Source organism: Streptomyces aureoversilis, from assembly GCF_042657885.1.
GTDB lineage: Bacteria > Actinomycetota > Actinomycetes > Streptomycetales > Streptomycetaceae > Streptomyces > Streptomyces aureoversilis.
Window position 1 is genome coordinate 270,807 of sequence record NZ_JBHSKJ010000009.1, and the last position, 18,074, is coordinate 288,880.

20 protein-coding genes and 1 riboswitch are annotated in these 18,074 nt (G+C 74.1%); of the genes, 12 read left to right on the forward strand and 8 right to left on the reverse strand.

All coding sequences use genetic code 11. The features are described from left to right. Positions 1-50: 50 nt before the first annotated feature. Positions 51-170: riboswitch (cobalamin riboswitch) on the reverse strand. A 380-nt stretch (positions 171-550) separates the two neighbouring features. Continuing rightward, a complete protein-coding gene (locus ACFPP6_RS18275) occupies positions 551-781 on the reverse strand; it encodes a hypothetical protein (RefSeq protein ID WP_382043141.1) in 231 nt (76 codons plus the stop codon). Positions 782-800: 19 nt separating this feature from the next. After that, positions 801-2,045 carry an inorganic phosphate transporter gene (locus tag ACFPP6_RS18280; protein WP_382043144.1) on the reverse strand — a complete coding sequence of 415 codons (1,245 nt, stop codon included), beginning with the start codon at positions 2,043-2,045 and terminating at the stop codon, positions 801-803. A gap of 162 nt (positions 2,046-2,207) precedes the next feature. On the opposite strand from ACFPP6_RS18280, the gene ACFPP6_RS18285 reads away from it, so the two are divergent. From ACFPP6_RS18285 to ACFPP6_RS18295, 3 genes are all read left to right on the forward strand, one after another. Continuing rightward, positions 2,208-2,858: a class II aldolase/adducin family protein gene (locus ACFPP6_RS18285; RefSeq protein ID WP_382043146.1), complete on the forward strand. Its 651-nt coding sequence runs from the start codon at positions 2,208-2,210 to the stop codon at positions 2,856-2,858. A 175-nt stretch (positions 2,859-3,033) separates the two neighbouring features. After that, positions 3,034-4,161, forward strand: coding sequence for an alpha/beta hydrolase (locus ACFPP6_RS18290; protein ID WP_382043147.1), 1,128 nt, complete (start codon positions 3,034-3,036; stop codon positions 4,159-4,161). Positions 4,162-4,272: 111 nt separating this feature from the next. After that, positions 4,273-5,685, forward strand: coding sequence for a hypothetical protein (locus ACFPP6_RS18295; RefSeq protein WP_382043150.1), 1,413 nt, complete (start codon positions 4,273-4,275; stop codon positions 5,683-5,685). Positions 5,686-5,740: 55 nt separating this feature from the next. On the opposite strand, the gene ACFPP6_RS18300 is transcribed toward ACFPP6_RS18295, so the two are convergent. Both ACFPP6_RS18300 and ypfJ read right to left on the reverse strand, forming a co-directional pair. Beyond that, the gene (locus ACFPP6_RS18300) at positions 5,741-6,142 is read right to left on the reverse strand and encodes a VOC family protein (protein ID WP_382043153.1); all 402 of its coding nucleotides are present in this window, start codon (positions 6,140-6,142) and stop codon (positions 5,741-5,743) included. A 61-nt stretch (positions 6,143-6,203) separates the two neighbouring features. Further along, positions 6,204-7,091 (reverse strand): KPN_02809 family neutral zinc metallopeptidase, encoded by an 888-nt coding sequence (gene ypfJ / locus ACFPP6_RS18305; protein ID WP_382043156.1) that lies wholly within the window; start codon positions 7,089-7,091, stop codon positions 6,204-6,206. Positions 7,092-7,233: 142 nt separating this feature from the next. Between ypfJ and ACFPP6_RS18310 the strand changes: the two genes are divergently transcribed. The 4 genes from ACFPP6_RS18310 to ACFPP6_RS18325 all read left to right on the forward strand — a co-directional run bounded on the left by ACFPP6_RS18310 (position 7,234) and on the right by ACFPP6_RS18325 (position 11,216). Then, positions 7,234-7,911 (forward strand): hypothetical protein, encoded by a 678-nt coding sequence (locus ACFPP6_RS18310; RefSeq protein ID WP_382043159.1) that lies wholly within the window; start codon positions 7,234-7,236, stop codon positions 7,909-7,911. Positions 7,912-8,116: 205 nt separating this feature from the next. Next, positions 8,117-9,715: an ABC-F family ATP-binding cassette domain-containing protein gene (locus tag ACFPP6_RS18315; RefSeq protein WP_382043162.1), complete on the forward strand. Its 1,599-nt coding sequence runs from the start codon at positions 8,117-8,119 to the stop codon at positions 9,713-9,715. A gap of 369 nt (positions 9,716-10,084) precedes the next feature. Continuing rightward, positions 10,085-10,306 (forward strand): helix-turn-helix domain-containing protein, encoded by a 222-nt coding sequence (locus ACFPP6_RS18320; RefSeq protein ID WP_030366669.1) that lies wholly within the window; start codon positions 10,085-10,087, stop codon positions 10,304-10,306. A 118-nt stretch (positions 10,307-10,424) separates the two neighbouring features. After that, positions 10,425-11,216, forward strand: coding sequence for an enoyl-CoA hydratase/isomerase family protein (locus ACFPP6_RS18325; protein WP_382043165.1), 792 nt, complete (start codon positions 10,425-10,427; stop codon positions 11,214-11,216). Between the two features lie 34 nt (positions 11,217-11,250). Here the strand turns inward: ACFPP6_RS18325 and ACFPP6_RS18330 are convergent, their stop codons facing one another. Together ACFPP6_RS18330 and ACFPP6_RS18335 are read right to left on the reverse strand one after the other, a co-directional pair. Next, the gene (locus ACFPP6_RS18330; protein ID WP_382043167.1) at positions 11,251-12,024 is read right to left on the reverse strand and encodes a hypothetical protein; all 774 of its coding nucleotides are present in this window, start codon (positions 12,022-12,024) and stop codon (positions 11,251-11,253) included. Between the two features lie 74 nt (positions 12,025-12,098). After that, entirely contained in the window at positions 12,099-12,782 is a 684-nt protein-coding gene (locus ACFPP6_RS18335; RefSeq protein ID WP_382043170.1) for a nucleopolyhedrovirus P10 family protein, read from the reverse strand. 225 nt (positions 12,783-13,007) lie between these two features. Here ACFPP6_RS18335 and ACFPP6_RS18340 point away from each other — a divergent pair, with 225 nt between their 5' ends. The 5 genes from ACFPP6_RS18340 (at position 13,008) to amaP (ending at position 15,331) form a co-directional block, all read left to right on the forward strand. Next, positions 13,008-13,436 carry an Asp23/Gls24 family envelope stress response protein gene (locus tag ACFPP6_RS18340; RefSeq protein ID WP_382043172.1) on the forward strand — a complete coding sequence of 143 codons (429 nt, stop codon included), beginning with the start codon at positions 13,008-13,010 and terminating at the stop codon, positions 13,434-13,436. A gap of 11 nt (positions 13,437-13,447) precedes the next feature. After that, entirely contained in the window at positions 13,448-13,639 is a 192-nt protein-coding gene (locus tag ACFPP6_RS18345; RefSeq protein ID WP_058044990.1) for a hypothetical protein, read from the forward strand. An 81-nt stretch (positions 13,640-13,720) separates the two neighbouring features. After that, positions 13,721-14,116 carry an Asp23/Gls24 family envelope stress response protein gene (locus tag ACFPP6_RS18350; protein WP_382043313.1) on the forward strand — a complete coding sequence of 132 codons (396 nt, stop codon included), beginning with the start codon at positions 13,721-13,723 and terminating at the stop codon, positions 14,114-14,116. After that, the gene (locus ACFPP6_RS18355; RefSeq protein WP_382043175.1) at positions 14,113-14,721 is read left to right on the forward strand and encodes a DUF6286 domain-containing protein; all 609 of its coding nucleotides are present in this window, start codon (positions 14,113-14,115) and stop codon (positions 14,719-14,721) included. The genes ACFPP6_RS18350 and ACFPP6_RS18355 overlap by 4 nt, the downstream gene beginning before the upstream one ends. Before the next feature lie 4 nt (positions 14,722-14,725). Further along, positions 14,726-15,331 carry an alkaline shock response membrane anchor protein AmaP gene (amaP, locus tag ACFPP6_RS18360; RefSeq protein WP_382043177.1) on the forward strand — a complete coding sequence of 202 codons (606 nt, stop codon included), beginning with the start codon at positions 14,726-14,728 and terminating at the stop codon, positions 15,329-15,331. A gap of 167 nt (positions 15,332-15,498) precedes the next feature. On the opposite strand, the gene ACFPP6_RS18365 is transcribed toward amaP, so the two are convergent. Both ACFPP6_RS18365 and ACFPP6_RS18370 read right to left on the reverse strand, forming a co-directional pair. After that, complete coding sequence (locus tag ACFPP6_RS18365) at positions 15,499-16,254, reverse strand: SDR family oxidoreductase (RefSeq protein ID WP_382043180.1); 756 nt, start codon at positions 16,252-16,254, stop codon at positions 15,499-15,501. A 4-nt stretch (positions 16,255-16,258) separates the two neighbouring features. Continuing rightward, positions 16,259-18,046, reverse strand: a complete 1,788-nt coding sequence (locus tag ACFPP6_RS18370) for a glycoside hydrolase family 15 protein (protein ID WP_382043183.1) — start codon at positions 18,044-18,046, stop codon at positions 16,259-16,261. Positions 18,047-18,074 lie beyond the last annotated feature (28 nt).

An 18,074-nucleotide genomic window follows, 5' to 3' on the forward strand; every position in this document is an offset into this window, starting at 1 on the left:
TGTGTCCTCACTCAGGGTCCGCGCCCTGGCTCGACGTGACCGGCGACCAGAGTCTCCTGGCTCCCGGATCCGCGCCGCCCCGGCCTTCCGGCTCGCCGCCGTGGCATCGCGTGGGGGAGACGCTCCCCGGTGACAGTGGCGGGACCGCGCCGGATTCACACCGGCTTCCTCTGCTGTCGCCGTTTGGCTCCGGAAGTCCACCATGTGCCGCGGGCGCCGTCAACTCACCTCTGACCTGGCCCGACCCGCCGTCCCCGGCTGCGCCGGGCAGCCCGGGGAGCGCGGCACCGCCGGACTCCGCCGTGCCGGTCGCTCGCCGTGGCGGCGGATCTTTGCGCGCGGCGGGTGTGAGGGCTCCCGGCCTTCGCCGCCCGGGCCGCGCGGAATCTTCTGCCGCCGCCGTGGCGCGCGCCTGTGACGCACCTCTCCGCACCTCTCCGGCGGTGCCGTGCTGCCCGCAGCACCCGGAGGCTTCCTGCGACCCCCGGAGGGAAACGCAGCGGCCGGGACCCCCGTGGGGGTCCCGGCCGTCGAAGCGGGTCGTGAGCGGTTACACCACGATCAAGTAGATGCCGTAGCCCACGGCCGCCGCGCACAGCGCGAAGCACGCGTACGCACCGGAGTGCCGCACGAGCGCCCCCGCGCCCGCCGCCGAGTCCGCCGAGCTCCCCGCGCGGGGCGACGTGCCGACGATGCCGAGGGTGAAGATGCCCACCAGGCCGACCGTCACCACGAGGCTGACGCCGAAGACCTGGCCGAGGGCTGCCCAGTCGATCTGCATGCTGTTTCTTCCTTAAGCCTTAGCTCGCCGTGGCGGCGGCAGGAGCCCGCCCGGCCTCGGGGGAGGGGGAGACCGCGGCGGCCAGGGGGCCGGCCGGCGGCGGGGCGACGGCCTGCAGGGCCGCGGTGACGACACCGGCCGGCTCGGCGTCGGTGCCGGCCTCGCTCGGGTCCAGGTCCTCGTGGGTGACGGGCTTGCGGCGCGAGGCCAGCCAGATCGCGCCGGAGACGGCCAGGCCGAGGACGGCGACGGCCGCGACGCCCCAGTCGCCCTGGTCGGCGAGGAGGGCGGCGCCACCGGCGACCAGGCCCGCGGCGGGCAGGGTCAGGCCCCAGGCCATGATCATGCGGCTTGCGGTCGACCAGCGCACGACGCCGCCCTTGCGGCCGAGGCCGGCGCCCATGATCGAGCCGGAGCAGACCTGGGTGGTGGAGAGGGCGAAGCCGATGTGCGAGGAGGCGAGGATCACGGTCGCGGCGCCGGTCTGCGCGGCGAAGCCCTGCGCGGGCTTGATGTCGGTGAGGCCCTTGCCGAGGGTCTGGATGATGCGCCAGCCGCCCAGGTACGTGCCGAGCGCGATGGCCAGGCCCGCGGAGACGATGACCCACATGGGCGGGTCGGCGTGCGGGGCGACGACGCCGCCGGCGACGAGGGCGAGGGTGATCACGCCCATGGTCTTCTGGGCGTCGTTGGTGCCGTGGGCGAGGGAGACCAGGGCGGCCGAGGCGATCTGGCCGGCGCGGTAGCCCTTGGCGGTCTCGCGCTCGTCGCGGCCCTTGGTGAGCCGGTAGGTGAGGCGGGTCGCGCACCAGGCGGCGATGCCGGCCACGAGCGGCGCGGCGACGGCCGGGATCAGGACCTTCATGACGACCTTGTCGGTGTTGACCGCGTCGAAGCCGACGGCGACGACCGTCGCACCGATCAGACCGCCGAAGAGGGCGTGCGAGGAGCTGGAGGGGAGCCCGGCGAGCCAGGTCAGCAGGTTCCAGACGATGGCGCCGACCAGACCGGCGAAGATCACTTCGGGTCTGATGCCGGCGGTCTCATCGATGATTCCCCCGGAGATGGTCTTGGCCACCTCGACGGACAGGAACGCCCCGACGAGGTTCAGGACCGCCGACATCGCCACCGCGGTCTTGGGCTTGAGGGCGCCGGTGGAGATGGTGGTGGCCATGGCGTTGGCCGTGTCGTGGAAGCCGTTCGTAAAGTCGAACACCAAGGCCGTGACGATCACGATCCCGATGAGAAGCGTGATGTGTTCCATTCACCCAGGCAATCAGCTCGATGGTCAGTACAGCGTGGACCGTAAAGACCCTTGGTGAACGGAAGGTGAACTGGGTCGGACTGATCAATGACGCGAACCGGAGGCGGAGCACGGATGACAGGGCGGACGCAAGGACGGACGCAGGGTGGGACGGAGGGACGGATGAGAGAGAGCGAACAGATCCGCCGGGCATGGGACGGCGTCGTGGCCACGGCCCGGCGCACCACGGCCGACGGCCTCGTGGTGGGCACCTCGGGCAACGTCTCCGCACGGGTCGGGGACGCCGTCGTCGTCACCCCGAGCGGCATCCCGTACGACCGGCTGACCCCGCGCGACCTGGTCGCCGTCGACCTGGAGGGCCGCCCGCTCCTGGGCGACCTGGCCCCCACCAGCGAGCTTCCCCTGCACCTCGCCGTCTACCGCGCCACCGGCGCCGCCGCGATCGTGCACACCCACGCCGTGCACGCCACGGCCGTCTCCACCCTCGTCGACGAGCTGCCGCTGATCCACTACATGGCCGGCGCGCTCGGCGGGCCGGTCCGCGTCGCCCCCTACGCCCTCTACGGCAGCGACGAGCTGGCCGCGCACGCCCTGGAGGCCCTGGCCGGCCGCACCGGCTGCCTCCTGCGCAACCACGGGACCCTCACCTACGGCGCGAGCCTCGACCAGGCGTACGACCGCACCGCCCAGCTGGAGTGGATGTGCCGGGTCTGGCTCACCGCCTCGTCCCTCCCCGGCCGCGCACCGACGCTCCTCACCCCGGCCCAGGCCGACCAGGCCACGGAAAAGCTCCGCGACTACGGGAAGCCGTAGACCGCCCCGGCCGCCCCGGCGGTGACCTCCGCCACACAACAACCTCCGCCGCAACGGTGAGCAACCACCGCGCCGGGACGGCACGCCGTGGCGGCGGCACAGGATTGCGGGCCTGCCGCCGGCAGGGCCTCCCGCCCACTGGCCGGTGGCGGGCACGCCGCTCACACTGGAGGGCATGGGCATACGGACCACGGCGGCCGTGGCCGCCGTCACGGCTTTCGGTGCCGGTGCGGCCGCCCTGGCGGCCGGACGGTACGCCTCCGACGCCGCTCTCCGCGCTTCCCCCGGCGGACCGCCGCCCGACCAGCCGCGGCTCGCCGTCCACGCCGTCGACGGCGACTTCATCACCCTCACCCGCCACCAGGCCTCGCTCCGCCCGGGCACCTACGGGCTGACCGGAAGCGGCCTGCACGCCGTCGTCGGATCCGTCGTCCACGACGCGCCGCACTCCGCCGACGCCGTCGTGCGCCGCCTGGAGCGCGTCACGCGCGGCGTGCCCGAGCCCGGCGACCGGGTGTGGATGACCCCGCAGCTGCACGCCGGGAACCCCCGCGACGCCCTCGGCCTCGACCACGCCGACGTCCTGGTCCCCGGGGAGCTCGGGCCGCTGCCCGCCTGGTTCCTGCCCGCCGCCCGCGAGACCTGGGTGATCACCGTGCACGGCCTGGGCGCCACCCGCGAGCACCCGATGGTCGTCATGCCGCTCCTGCACCGCCTCCGGTTGCCGGTCCTCGACCTCGCCTACCGGGGCGATTCCGGAGCCCCCCGGCCACCGGACGGAATCAGCCGTTTCGGGCTGGCCGAATGGCATGATCTCGCCGCTGCCGTCCGCTATGCCCTGGCCCAGGGTGCCCGCCGCATCGTCCTCCACGGCTGGTCCACCGGCGCCACCATGGCGCTGCTGGCCGCCACCGACCCCGCGCTGCGCCCGCACATCAGTGGCCTGGTCATGGATTCGCCCGTGCTCGACTGGCCGGCCGCCCTGCACTCCCTGGCCGCCGCCCGCGGCGTGCCCGCCCCGCTGCTCCCGCTCGCCCTGCACGCCGCCCGCGGCCGGACCGGAATGGCCCCCGACGGGCTCGCCCGGGTCCGGGACCCGGCCCGGCTGACCCTGCCCGTCCTCCTCGCCCACGGCCCCGACGACACCGTCGCGCCGTGGCACACGTCACGCGAACTCGCGGCCGCCCGCCCCGATCTGATCGTCCTGCACACCGTCCGGAGGGCTCCGCACGCCGCGATGTGGAATGCTGCCCCGGGGCGCTACGAGGAGGCTCTGCGGAGGTTCCTCATCCCCTTGATGTGACGCCCTCACAGCCTCCAAGCAGCCCTGATCCAGCGGCAGGAAGTGAATGGCGGACGGCTGGACAATTGATTCCGATTGGGTTTTCGGAGCGGCAGCGGCAAGACTGCTCCTGTGACGTCCCGTACTCCGCGCGACTCCCGGCTCAGACTTGTCCCCCGACAGCCGATCGCCGCTGCCCGCCGGGCCGTGGCGAACCGAGGCTCCCGCCCGGCGCCCCGCCCGCCCGCCGGCACGCCGGCACCGGCGGAGCTGGCCCGGCAGGCCAGAAACTGCCTCACCGGCGCGGTCCGCGTGGCCCGCTGGGCGGCCGACGAGCGCGGCCGCGGCGCCACCTTGCGCCCCGGCACCACCGGAGGGCTCTCCGCGGAGACGGCCGAGCGGGCCGCCGCGGCCCTGCACCTGACGCCCCACCAGGCGCGCACCGACTGGGACCACGCCCGCCTCGCCGGGCTCGTCGAGCTCCACGGCGGCACCGCCCGCCCCGGCTGGCGCCTGCAGGCGTGGGACCGCGACGACGGCGCCGTCCTGCGCGGCTGGGTCGCCCTCTTCGACGCCTGGTCGCTCGCCCACCCCGCGCCCGCGGGCACCGACGCGACGGTCGCCGCCGAGGTCGTCGAGGCCGCGCCGCAGCTGCTGTCCGTCATGCACCTGTCGGCCGGGCCGGTGGCCGTGCCGATGCTCCTCGACCTGCTCCAGCAGCGCGTCGCCGAGATCCGCGCCGAGCGCTGCGAAGTGCCCTACGGCGGCCGCCCGGTGCCCCCGGCCCGGTCCGCGCCCACCGACGAGGATCCCCTGGAGGAGCTGCTGGCCTGGGCCCTCGAAGGGCTCGCCTCCGTCGGCGCCCTGCTCGTGCCCGGCGGCACCGGGCCGGGGGCCGAAGCCGTGCTGACCCCGCTCGGCAACTGGGCGGTGTGGGTCAAGCTGGAGCAGATCTGCGTCGCCGCCCAGAGCCCCGCGGGCAACATCGAGCTGTCCGCCGAGGCCATGCTGCGCGGCTGCGCCGACCTCACGCCGGGCCCGGCCCGCGCCGAGTACCGCGCCTGGCTGGCGGCCCGCCCCGCCGGCAGCGCCCTCAGCGAGCTCCTCGACGCCGCCCGCGGCGACGACGCCCTCGTGCGGGGCCTGGCCTTCGAGGCCCTGCGCGCGGTCGGCGCGGCCGCGGAACCGGCCGTGCGGGCCGTGGCCGACGAGCCGTGCCTGCGGCCCTACGCCCTGCTGTGGCTCGCCGAGCACGAGGGCCGCGACCCGGAGCAGGCCGCCGAGGTGCTCACCCGCGAGGAGGCCACATGGCTGTGGGTGGACACCGCCGCGGCCGTCGCCGACCACGGGGAGAGCCGGCTGCTGGTGCGGCACCTCGACTCGGCCGTCCAGGGCACGGTGCCGGGGCTGCTGGAGGAGGTGCGGGCGGTGGGGCACCCGCGCACGGTGCAGGTGCTGGTCGCCCTCGCGGCGGCACACCCGGACCCGGCCTTGGCCAAGGCTGTCCGGAAGGCGGCCTTCCAGGTCCACACGGGCGGAGCCTAGGAGCCCGGCCGGCCCGGGCCGGGCCCGTCCCCGCGGGCCGCGGCCCGCGCCGGGCTCACCCGGCCGGGACGTACGTCCCGAAGCTCCACACGTTCCCCTCCAGGTCCCGCGCCATGTAGTCCCGCGAGCCGTACTCCTGGTCCGTGGGCGGCATCAGGATCTCCACGCCGCTCTTCTCGGCCTGCCGGAAGTGCGCGTCGGTGTCCTCGACCACGACGTAGACGCCCACCGGGCCGCTCTCGCGCATGGCCTCGGCGAACACCCCCACCCGTCCCTTCGAACCGATCATCACCCTGCCGTTGCCGTAGGCGAGTTCGGCGTGCAGGACCGTGCCGTCCTCGCTCTCGTACAGGGCGGCCCGGGTGAAGCCGAACGCCTTGGTGAGCTGTGCGATCGCCGCCTTCGCGTCGCGGTAGAGCAGCGTGGGGCAGATGCCCGGCGTGTGCGTGCCTGTCATCTGAGGTCACTCCTCGGTCGGCGGAATCGTTGGCCGGCGGAATCGTTGGTCGGTGGAACGGTCAGCGGAAGGTGTTGCACCGGGCCATGTCCCCCGTGCTGTGCCCCGTGTTGAACCACTGCTGCCGCTGCGCGGCCGAGCCGTGCGTCCAGCTCTCGGGGGTCACCCGGCCCTGGAACTTCTCCTGGATGCGGTCGTCGCCGACGGCCGCGGCCGCCGACAGGCCGTCGGCGATGTCCGCCTCGGTCAGCTGTTTGATCAGGGGGCGCCCGCTGGACTTCTCGGGCGTGGTCGTCGCGTGCCGGGCCCAGACCCCCGCGTAGCAGTCGGCCTGCAGCTCGACCCTGACGGCGTTGCTCCCGGCGCCCGTGCCGCCGTCCTGGGAGCGGCCGAGCGTGCCCATCAGGTTCTGGACGTGGTGCCCGTACTCGTGCGCGACGACGTAGGCCTCGGCGAACGGGCCGCCGCTCGCCCCGAACTTCGTCCGCAGCTCGTCGAAGAACCCGAGGTCGAGGTAGACCTTCCGGTCGCCGGGGCAGTAGAAGGGCCCGACGGCCGAGGACGCGGCTCCGCAGGCCGTGCGGACCTGGCCGGTGAAGAAGACCGTCGACGCCGGCGTGTAGGTGGCCGAGCGGCGGGCGAATTCCCGGCTCCAGAAGGACTGGGCGCTGTTGACCACGGCGACGATGCGGCAGTCCTCGCGGGTGTTGGCGTCCCGGCCCGTCTTGCAGTCCCGGGTGACCTGGGCGTCGCTGTTGGAGGTGCCGCCCGGCGCCGGTTCGGAGGTGAGCCCGAGCTCCTGCGGGCCGATGCCGAAGAACAGCCCGAGCATCAGCGCGACCAGCCCGACGATGCCGCCGCCGATGGTCATCCCGCCGCCCGGGATCCGGCTGCCGCGCTCGTCCTGGACCTGGGAGGTGTCCAGTCCCGCGTCGTCGTCGAACTGCATGCGCCCACCGCCTTCCCATCCCTGAGTATCGGCGAATCGCCCCATTTATGGCTATTGCGGAAATGTCTGGTCCGGCGTGTCGGCGGGGCCGTCCGGCGGTGCCCCGGATATCCAGGACAAACGGTACGGAAGGAGTGCCCCCATGGCGACGGCGGATACGGTGCACGGCGGCCGCGGCACCCCCTTCCCGGCCTCCCTCGCGCTGCTCCTCACCACCCTGCTCCTGGTCCTGCTGATGGCCGCCGCGGCCCGCCACGTCCAGCACGCCCCCTTCGGCGACCGGCTCACCCTGCACGCCGCCGCCCGCCCGGCCCTCTCCGGCGCCGCCCGCGCCCCCCGGCTGCGCCTCGCGCGGGGCGGCCTGGAGGCGTACGACCCGGGCACGGGCGCGCGCCGCTGGACGTACGCCCGGGACGGCCACCACCCCCTCCAGGCCCGCCCCGCCCGCGGCGCGGCCGTCGCCCTGTGGGACGACGGCCTCGTCACCGGCACCGCCCTGCGCGACGGCTCCCTCTCCGTCTGGCACCGCGGCGCCCCCGGCTGGCCCGGGGCCCCGGCCGCCCGGCGCGCGCCCGGCACCCTCCAGCTGCTCGGCCCGCGGCCGGGCGCCGTGGCCGTCGTCACCCCGCGGCTGGTCACCGCCTACGCGCTCGGCGACGGCGGCCTCCGGTGGCACCGCGAAGCGGGGCCCGGCTGCGCCTTCGACGCCTCCCGCACGGCCCGCCGCGCCGACGTCCTCCTGATCGCACGCCACTGCGCCCCCGGAACGCCGTGGACGTCCCGGATCGCGGCGTTCTCCGCGGACCGCCCCTTCGCCTGACCCGCACGGCGGCCGGTCCGCGGACCCGGAAACGCCCCGGAAAGCGAGTTGCGCTTCCCCGTTAGACTGATGGGTATGGCATTCCTCCTCGTGCATTAGACGGCGCCGGCCGCCCGTCGCCCGCGCGCCCGCAAGGGCCCGCCCGCGCGCTGCCGAGTTCACCCCCCGTCCCCACCGCCGTCCACCACGCCCTGGAGTAATCCCCGTGATCACCGCCTCCGGCATCGAGCTGCGCGCCGGCGCCCGCATCCTCATCGAGAACGCTTCCTTCCGCATCGCGAAGGGCGACCGCATCGGCCTCGTGGGCCGCAACGGCGCGGGCAAGACCACCCTCACCAAGTGCCTGGCCGGCGAGGGCATGCCCGCGGGCGGCACGATCAGCCGCTCCGGCGAGGTCGGCTACCTCCCGCAGGACCCGCGCACCGGCGACCTCGACGTGCTCGCCCGCGACCGCATCCTCTCCGCCCGCGGCCTCGACTCCGTCCTGCGCAAGATGCGCGAGAACGAGGAGCGCATGGCCAACGGCAAGGGCGCCACCCGCGACAACGCGATGAAGAAGTACGCCCGCCTGGAGACCGAGTTCCTCACCAAGGGCGGCTACGCCGCCGAGGCGGAGGCCGCCACCATCGCGGCCGCCCTCGGCCTGCCCGACCGCATCCTCGGCCAGCCCCTGCACACCCTCTCCGGCGGTCAGCGCCGCCGCGTCGAGCTGGCCCGGATCCTCTTCTCCGACGCCGACGTGCTGCTCCTCGACGAGCCCACCAACCACCTCGACGCCGACTCCATCGCCTGGCTGCGGGACTACCTCAAGACGTACCGCGGCGGCTTCATCGTGATCTCCCACGACGTCGACCTCGTCGAGACCGTCGTCAACAAGGTCTTCTACCTCGACGCGAACCGCTCGCAGATCGACGTCTACAACATGGGCTGGAAGCTCTACCAGCAGCAGCGCGAGGCCGACGAGAAGCGCCGCAAGCGCGAGCGCCAGAACGCCGAGAAGAAGGCCGCGGCCCTCAACTCGCAGGCCGACAAGATGCGCGCCAAGGCCACCAAGACCGTCGCCGCGCAGAACATGGCCAAGCGCGCCGAGCGGCTGCTCAAGGGCCTGGACGAGGTCCGCGTCTCCGACAAGGTCGCCAAGCTTCGCTTCCCGGAGCCCGCGCCGTGCGGCAAGACCCCGCTCACCGCCGAGGGCCTGTCGAAGTCCTACGGCTCGCTGGAGATCTTCACCGACGTCGACCTGGCCATCGACAAGGGCTCGCGCGTGGTCATCCTCGGCCTCAACGGCGCGGGCAAGACCACGCTGCTGCGGCTGCTCGCCGGCGCCGAGAGGCCCGACACCGGCCAGGTCACCCCCGGCCACGGCCTCAAGCTCGGCTACTACGCCCAGGAGCACGAGACGCTCGACCCGGACCGCACGGTCCTGGAGAACATGCGCTCCTCCGCGCCCGACCTCGACCTGGTCGAGGTCCGCAAGACGCTGGGCTCCTTCCTCTTCTCCGGCGACGACGTCGACAAGCCCGCGGGCGTGCTCTCCGGCGGCGAGAAGACCCGGCTGGCCCTGGCCACCCTGGTCGTCTCCTCCGCCAACGTGCTGCTGCTCGACGAGCCCACCAACAACCTCGACCCGGCCAGCCGCGAGGAGATCCTCGGCGCGCTGCGCACGTACAAGGGCGCGGTGGTGCTGGTGACCCACGACGAGGGAGCGGTCGACGCGCTCGAGCCGGAGCGCATCATCCTGCTTCCGGACGGCGTCGAGGACCTCTGGGGCCCGGACTACGCGGACCTGGTCGCCCTCGCCTGACCCCCCGCCCCGTACCGGGCGTGATCGGTGCCGTCCCGATCATTCGGCCGACGGGTGATCCATCATCTGAGTGAGAGCGGCTCGTACCCCGCTGCCACCCGCCGCCCCGGCGCACGACCAGTGTCATGCGCCGGGGCGTTCGCACCACCGGGCGGGAGTGCCCCGTCTGACCTGCCCCTTCGCTACGCCACCCGTACGGCCGTACGGGCGCGCCCGTTCGGAATTGCCTGTTCCAAAGGCCGCCGACGCCGGATTTCAGGGCCGCCGGGGCCCGCGGACTTCTCATGGACCTTGTCGAATGGGTGGCCAGGAGGCCGTATAGGGGTGATCATGAGAGTCAAGAGGCGCATCTCCCATGAGGAGGCACGGGTGGCCGAGACTCTGAAGAAGGGCAGCCGGGTGACCGGCGCCGCGCGCGAGAAGCTCGCGGCAGACCTGAAGAAGAAGTACGACTCCGGTGCGAGCATCAGGGCGCTGGCCGAAGAGACCGGCCGCTCCTACGGCTTCGTTCACCGGATGCTCAGTGAATCCGGCGTGATCCTCCGGGGTCGCGGCGGAGCGACGCGCGGCAAGAAGGCCGCCTCGGCCTGACGCCCCGCGCACCCCAGGGCAACCGACAGTGTGGACAGTGCCACCCGGTCGGTCGAGCAGTCGACCGGGTGGTTACTGTGCAGTCACCTACTGTGCAGTAGTCCGATCGGAGGCCCTGATGAGTACCCCCAAGACTCTGCTCGACCAGGACGGCGTACGGCTCACCGTGGATGACGCGGTGGCCACCGTCGCCCTCACCAACCCCGCCAAGCGCAATGCCCAGTCGCCCGCGCTCTGGCGGGCGCTGACCGAAGCCGGGCGGCTGCTCCCGGGCAGCGTGCGGATCGTCGTGCTGCGCGGGGAGGGCAAGTCCTTCTCCGCCGGTCTCGACCGGCAGGCCTTCACCCCCGAGGGCTTCGAGGGCGAGCCCTCGTTCCTCGACCTGGCCCGCGGCCCCGAAGAGGCGCTCGACGCCGAGATCTCCGCGTACCAGTCCGCCTTCACCTGGTGGCGGCGGAACGACATCGTCTCCATCGCCGCCGTCCAGGGCCATGCGATAGGCGCCGGCTTCCAGCTCGCCCTCGCCTGCGACCTGCGGGTCTGCGCCGAGGACGTGCAGTTCGCCATGCGCGAGCCCAGCCTGGGCCTGGTGCCCGACCTCGGCGGCACCCAGCCGCTGGTCACCCTCGTCGGCTACGCCCGCGCGCTCGAGATCTGCGCCACCGGGCGCTTCGTGCACGCCGAGGAGGCCGAGCGCACGGGCCTCGCCAACCTGGTCGTGCCCGCGGGAGAGCTCGACGCCGCCGTCCAGGACCTCGCCGCGGCCGTCCTCGCCGCACCGCGGGACGCCGTCGTCGAGACCAAGGCGCTGCTGCGCGGCGCGGCCGGCCGCACGCACGACGACCAGCGCGCCGCCGAGCGCGCCGCCCAGGGGCGGCGGCTGCGGGACCTGGCGGGGCTGGGGGAGTAGACCCCGGCCGGGGGAGCAAGCCCCCTTCCGTGACTCAGCCGCGGACGCGGACGTTGTGGCGGGTGCGCAGCACGTGCAGTTCCCAGGCGGAGACGGCCGTGACGGACAGCGGCCCGCCGAGGAAGGCGGCCATCTGCACCCCCAGCGGCCCGTTCGGCAGGCCGTCACCGAGTTGGACGACGTTGAGCACCCACACGAGGACGGCCGTGAGGACGGCCGGCAGCGCGGCGTGCACGTCGGCCGTGTTGAAGGCGTAACGGGCGGCGGAGCCCGAGGAGAAGACGAGGAACGCCGCCGCCCAGACCAGGAACGGCAGGCCCACGATGAGGATGGCGAGGGAGATGACCGCCTGGAGGGCGAAGATCCCCTGCGAGACCTTGAGCAGCAGGGCCAGGACCGCGAACCCGGCGACCGCGCCGAGCGGTATGCCCAGGTACCAGGCGATGGCCCTGAGCGGGTAGCGCAGCCGTGAGCGCAGCACCGGGCGGTGCTGCGGCGGCACGTACCAGATGAAGCCGGCGATGACGAGCGGGCCGACGAGCAGCAGGACCAGCGGTGCCACGAACAGCTTGGTGAGCCCGTCCTCGAACACCGCGCTCCAGCCGCCGTCGACGCCGTAGACGGATATCAGCCCGAACGTGGTGAGGGCGCCGACGACGGCCCGTGCCGTCTGGACGCGGCCTATGACCGGGTCGGTGGTGCGGCCGGGGCCGGCGGTGGCGAAGATGCTGTTGGCGTGGCGGCGGGCGTGGCGTACGCCTCCCAGCCAGGTGCTGCCGCCGAACGCCAGCAGCTGTCTCAGCGCCATGATTCTTTCTCCCCCTGTGTTCCTCGTGAAGTCTTTTCCGCGGAGGGGGCGTGCCGCTGTGCCTCCCGCCTTGATCAAACAGGCGGGGATTCTATCGCTGTGACCATGACAGAAACCGTGTGCGGTGGCGGTACGGCCTGCGCGGACACCCGGGCCACCGCCGCACGGACCTCCCGCGCCACATCCAGTGCGCGGCGCTCCGCCGTCACGGCGATGTCCGTCTGGACGTGATCGCCGCCCCGGGTCCGCAGCGTCGCGCGGGAGACGCCCCGGACGGAGAGGGCCGCCCGGGCCAGGGGGTCCTGGCCGGCCGGGGGCGGAGCCGGTGCGGCGGCGGTGTCGTCGCGCCCGTCCCGGGGTGGCCTGTCGTCCAGCAGTTCCGTCAGCCTGAGGTCGATCGCCTCCACGCGCAGGCCGATCCGCTCCGCTGCGGCCCGCCCCAGCACCGCCCGCAGCCGGGCCGCCGTCTCCGGGAACGGGACGTCCGCCGTCGTCGCGCAGTCCGCCTCGATGCGCAGGGGCCCCGGCGGGAGCGCGCTCGGGGGCGGCGGCACCGCCGGTGGGGAGGCCGCCTTCGCGAGGGCGATGCGGGCCGCGTTCAGGCGCACCGCCGGGAGCGCGGCGTGCGCCGCACGGCGCAGTACGCCCACGGCCGCCGACTCCGTGATCCAGGCGCCGTCCGCCGCGCCACCCAGGGGGAGCAGCCTGCCGAGTGCGAGCTGCCGCCGTACGGTCTGTGCCCACTGGTCCGCGGCCATCGTGGTCACCCCTCAGCCCTGTGGGGCAGGCCTTCGCCGCCCCCTCGCCTTCAGCCTGCCCCACCCGGCGCGTTCCGGACGGGGGGCTCACTCGGACAGCGGTCCGCTCCGGCCGTTTCCCCCGGATCCCCCGAGCGGTACGGGTGAAGCGCACCTAAGGTGGCAAACGGAGCCCGTCAGCGTCAGCCATGACGTTTCCTTTCACGGGAAAGAGGCGAATGGACGATGAGCGAGACCGTTAGCGGCAAGGAGACCGTTCCGACCGCCCCGGCCGACCGTGGCCGCACCACCATCGCCGACGGGGTCGTCGAGAAGATCGCCGGGCTCGCGGCGCGGGACGTCGTCGGCGTCCACGCGATGGGCAGCGGCCTCTCCCGCACCTTCGGGGCCGTCCGCGACCGGGTGCCCGGGGGCGGCAGGTCCGTCACCCGCGGGGTGAAGGCCGAGGTCGGCGAGGTCCAGACGGCCCTCGACCTGGAGATCGTCGTGGATTACGGCGTGGCCATCGCGGATGTCGCCCGCTCCGTCCGGGAGAACGTCATCGCGGCGGTGGAGCGCATGACCGGCCTCGAAGTCGTCGAGGTCAACATCGCCGTCAGCGACGTGAAGCTGCCCGACGAGGAAGAGGACGAGCCGGAGCCGAGGCTCCAGTAGAGGAGCGCAGGATGAGCATGGCCGTCGTCGGCATGATCGCCGGCTTGGCGCTCGGGTTCGCCGGGTACTTCGGTGGGTTCGGGGCCTTTCTGCTTGTGGCTGCCCTGGGCGCGGTCGGGTTCGTGGTGGGCCGCTTCCTGGACGGGGACCTGGATCCGGGGGAGTTCTTCCGTCCCCGGGACCGGGAGGGGCGGCGGCGGTGACCTACGGATCCGCCGCGCCGGGTGTCACGGGTGCGAGGTGTGCAAGGGGCGCAAGGGGTGCGAAGGGGGTGACGGCCGGTGGTGGAGGCCGCTGAGCGCGGTGCGACCCGGATCGCCGACCGCGTCGTCGCGAAGATCGCTTCGCAGGCGGCGCGGGAGGCGTTGAGCGGCGCCCCGGCGAAAGGCGCTTTCGGGGGTGCTCCGGCGGGTGCTCCGGCGACGGGTGCTCCGATGACCGGCGCGGAGGTCTCCCCGCCGTACGCCACGGTCACCGTGCACGACGACGTCGCGCGGGTCCGGGTCGCCGTCGAGCTGGCCTACCCCTCGGACATCGGGGCGCAGTGCGGTGCCGTGCGGCGGCGGATCGCCGAGCGGGTGCGGGCTCTCGCGGGGATGGAGGTGCCGGAGGTCGCGGTCAGCGTGGAGCGGCTGCACTCCGTGCACACGGTGTCGGCGGGGCGGGAGCGGGTGCGGTGAGCGCGGGCGAGGAAACGGCGCGCGGGGACGAGGCTGCGGGCGGGGGCGCGGGCACGGTCCGGGCGCCTGCGCGGCGGTTCTGGTCCGTGCGGCGCGTGCCTGCGTTTCTGGTGGCCGCTGTGGTGCTGGGGGTGGCCGGTGTCTTCCTGTACGACGTGGCGGCCGTCCGTGCGCACCGGCCCGCCATGGGGTGGCGGCGCAGGCTCGCGCGCGAGCTGGCCACCCGTCCCCTGGAGGACGCGTGGATCGTCGCCTGTGCCGGCGTGGCCGTGGTGGCGGGGGTGTGGCTGGTCGTGCTCGCCGTCACGCCCGGGCTGCGGTCCGTCCTGCCGATGCGGCGCGACCGCGCGGACCTCAGGGCCGGCATCGACAGGCGGGCCGCGGCGCTGGTGCTGCGGGACCGGGCCATGGAGGTGGCGGGGGTGCAGTCGGTACGGGTCGGTGTCGGCCGGCGCCGGGTGCGGGTGCGTGCGCAGTCCCACTTCCGGGACCTGGACGACGTACGTGCGGATGTGGACGCGGTGATCGCCGAGGGGGTGCGGAAGTTGGGGCTTGCGCATGAGCCCGGGGTTTCGGTGCGGGTGAACCGGCCGGTGAAGCGGTGAGGATGTGGGGGCCGTGCTGAAGGCCGTCAATCGGGTGCTGGTGGGAGTCGCCGGGCTGGTCCTGGCCGGGGGCGGCGCGTCGGTCCTCGTCGCGTCGCTCGACCTGCGGCGGCGGTGGGGGCTGTCCCTGCCGTCGTTCTGGCCGTTCGACGGGCCGCGGGACGTGCTGCTGAGCCGGGCCGCGCAGGTGAGGTGGCGCGGCGAGGGGTGGTGGTGGCCGGCGGTCATCGCCGCGCTCGCCGTGGTGGTCCTGCTGGCGCTGTGGTGGTTGCTGGCGCAGGTGAGGCGGCGGCGCCTGAGGGAACTGGTGGTGGACAGCGGGGACGGCGAAGAGGCGGTTCTGCGGGGGCGGGCGCTGGAGGAGGCGGTCTGCGCGGAGGCCGAGGCGCTGGAGGGGGTGGAGCGGGCGCTCGTCGCGCTGCTCGGGCGGCGGACGGCGCCGGAGGCGCGGGTGGGGCTGACGCTGGCGCCGCACGCGTCGCCGGCGGTGGCGCTGGAGCGGCTGGACGGGGAGGCGCTGGAGCACGCGCGGGTGTCGGCGGGGGTGGGGCGGCTGCCGGTGGAGGTGCGGTTGAGGGCCGTCAGGCACCGGGCCGAACGGGTGGGGTGAGCGGGTGGTGCGGGGCCGGGGCCTCCGGGGCAGGGGTCCGGGACCGTATGTTTACGGGCCCGTGCCCGGCGCCGCATCGGTGCCCTCCGCCTCATCGGGCCCGCAAATACACGGCAGCGTCCCGGACCCCTGCCCCTGCGGCCCCGTCCCCTCCTGTCCGCTCCCCGTCAGAAGCCGTGGCGTGCGCCGCCGTCCACCGGGAGCATGATGCCGGTGAGGTAGGACGCCGCGGGGGAGAGCAGGAACGCCGCCGTCTTGCCGAATTCGGTGGGCGTGCCGTAGCGGCCCAGGGGGATCTGTGCCGTGTGGTGCTGCCGTGTTCTCTGCGGGTCGTCCGAGAGGGCGTCCAGTTCCCTGGCCCTGTCCGTGTCGATGCGGTGGGGGAGGAGGCCCACCACGCGGATGCCCCGCGGGCCCAGTTCCGCGGAGAGGGATTTCGCGAAGCCCGCCAGGCCCGGGCGCAGGGCGTTGGAGACCGTCAGGCCCCGGATCGGCTCGTGGACCGATGCCGAGAGGACGAACCCGATGACCCCGCCCGGGGCGAGGGCGGCCGCTGCCGTGCGGGCCAGGCGGATCGCCCCGAGGAAGATCGTGTCGACCGCTCTGTGCCACTGGTCGTCGGTGACGTCCGCCGTGGTTCCCGCCGGCGGGCCGCCCACGCTGATGAGGATGCCGTCGAAGCGGCCGAAGTGGTCGCGGGCCGCGGCGATCACGCGGTCCGCGGTGGCGGGATCGGCGTTGTCGGCCGCCACGCCGAGGGCGTCGGGGCCCAGGGCCGAGGCGGCCTTGCGCACGGATTCCTCCGTGCGGCCGGTGATGACGGCCTTCGCGCCGTCCGCGACGAGTTCCCCGGCCGTGGCGTTGCCCAGGCCTCTTGTCGCGCCGGTGAGGACGTACGTGCGGTCCTTAAGTCCCAGGTCCATGGGGTCAGTCTGGCGGAGGGAAGAGCGCCAGGGCGGTGTTGACCAGGCCGATGTGACTGAACGCCTGGGGGAAGTTGCCGAGGTGCCGCCCGGCGCCGGGGTCGTACTCCTCGGCCAGGAGGCCGACGTCGTTGCGCAGGGAGAGGAGGCGCTCGAAGAGGTCGTGCGCTTCCTTGGTGCGGCCGGTCATGTGCAGGGCTTCGGCCAGCCAGAAGGAACAGGCCAGGAACGCGCCCTCGTTGCCGGGCACGCCGTCCATGGGCTTTCCGTCGGAGCTGTAGCGGCGGACGAGGCCGCCGTGGTCCAGCTCGCGGCGGACCGCGTCGACCGTGCCGGTCACGCGCGGGTCGTCGGGCGGGAGGAAGCCGACGCGGGGGATGAGGAGCGTGGCGGCGTCGAGCTCCTCGGAGCCGTAGGACTGGGTGAAGGTGCCCCGCCCGGCGTCGAAGCCCCGCTCGCAGACCTCGCGGTGGACCTCGTCGCGCATGGCGCGCCAGCCGTCCGCGTCGCCGTCCAGGTCGGGGTCCGCTTCGAGGGCGCGGACGGCGCGGTCGGCGGCCACCCAGGCCATGACCTTGGAGTGGACGAAGTGACGGCGGGGGCTGCGGATCTCCCAGATGCCCTCGTCGGGCTCGCGCCAGTGCTCCTCGATGTACGCCATCAGGGAGCGCTGGAGCTTCCACTCGTGGGGCTTGGCCGGCAGGCCCCAGCGGCGGCCGAGGTGGAGGGAGTCCATGACCTCGCCGTAGACGTCGAGCTGGAGCTGCTTGACGGCGCCGTTGCCGATACGGACGGGGGCGGAGCCCTCGTAGCCGGGGAGCCAGGGGAGTTCGGTCTCGGGGAGCCGGCGCTCGCCGGCGAGGCCGTACATCACCTGCAGGTCGGCGGGGTTGCCGGCGGCGGCGCGCAGGAGCCAGGAGCGCCAGGCGGCGGCCTCGTCGGCGTAGCCGGCGGAGAGCAGGGCGCCGAGGGTCAGGGTGGAGTCGCGCAGCCAGCAGTAGCGGTAGTCCCAGTTGCGGACGCCGCCGATCTCCTCGGGGAGGGAGGTGGTCGCGGCGGCGGCGATGCCTCCGGTGGGGGCGTAGGTGAGCGCCTTGAGGGTGATCAGGGAGCGGACGACGGCTTCGCGGTGGGGGCCGCGGTAGGAGCAGCGGCCCGCCCACTCGCGCCAGTCCTCCAGGCTGTGGCGCAGGGACTCGTGGGGGTCGACGAGGGCGGGGCGCGGCTGGTGGGAGGGGTGCCAGGTGAGGACGAAGGCGACCGAGTCGCCGGCGGAGACGGTGAACTCGGAGCGGGTGCTGAAGTCGCGGCCGTAGGTCTTGACGGGAGGCTCGCTGCGCAGCCAGGCGGAGTCGGGCCCGGCGACGGCGACGCGGTGACCGTCGGTGCGCCGTATCCACGGCACGATGCTGCCGTAGTCGAAGCGCAGGCGCAGGACGCCGAGCATCTCGACGCTGCCCGAGACGCCCTCGACGATGCGGACGACGTCGGGGGCGCGGTCGCGCTGGGGCATGAAGTCGGTGACCTTGGCGGTGCCGGACGGCGTCTCCCAGACGGTTTCGAGGACGAGGGAGTCCTCGAGGTGGGCGCGGCGCGTGCAGGGGGTGCCGGGGCGGGTGCCGGCGGGGGCCAGTCTCCAGTGGCCGTTGTCCTCGTCGCCCAGGAGGGCGGCGAAGCAGGCGGCCGAGTCGAAGCGGGGCAGGCAGAGCCAGTCGATCGAGCCGTCGCGGCCGACCAGGGCGGCGGTCTGCAGGTCGCCGATGAGCGCGTAGTCCTCGATGCGTGCTGCCACGGACTGCGTCTTCCCCCGGTGCGGGGCG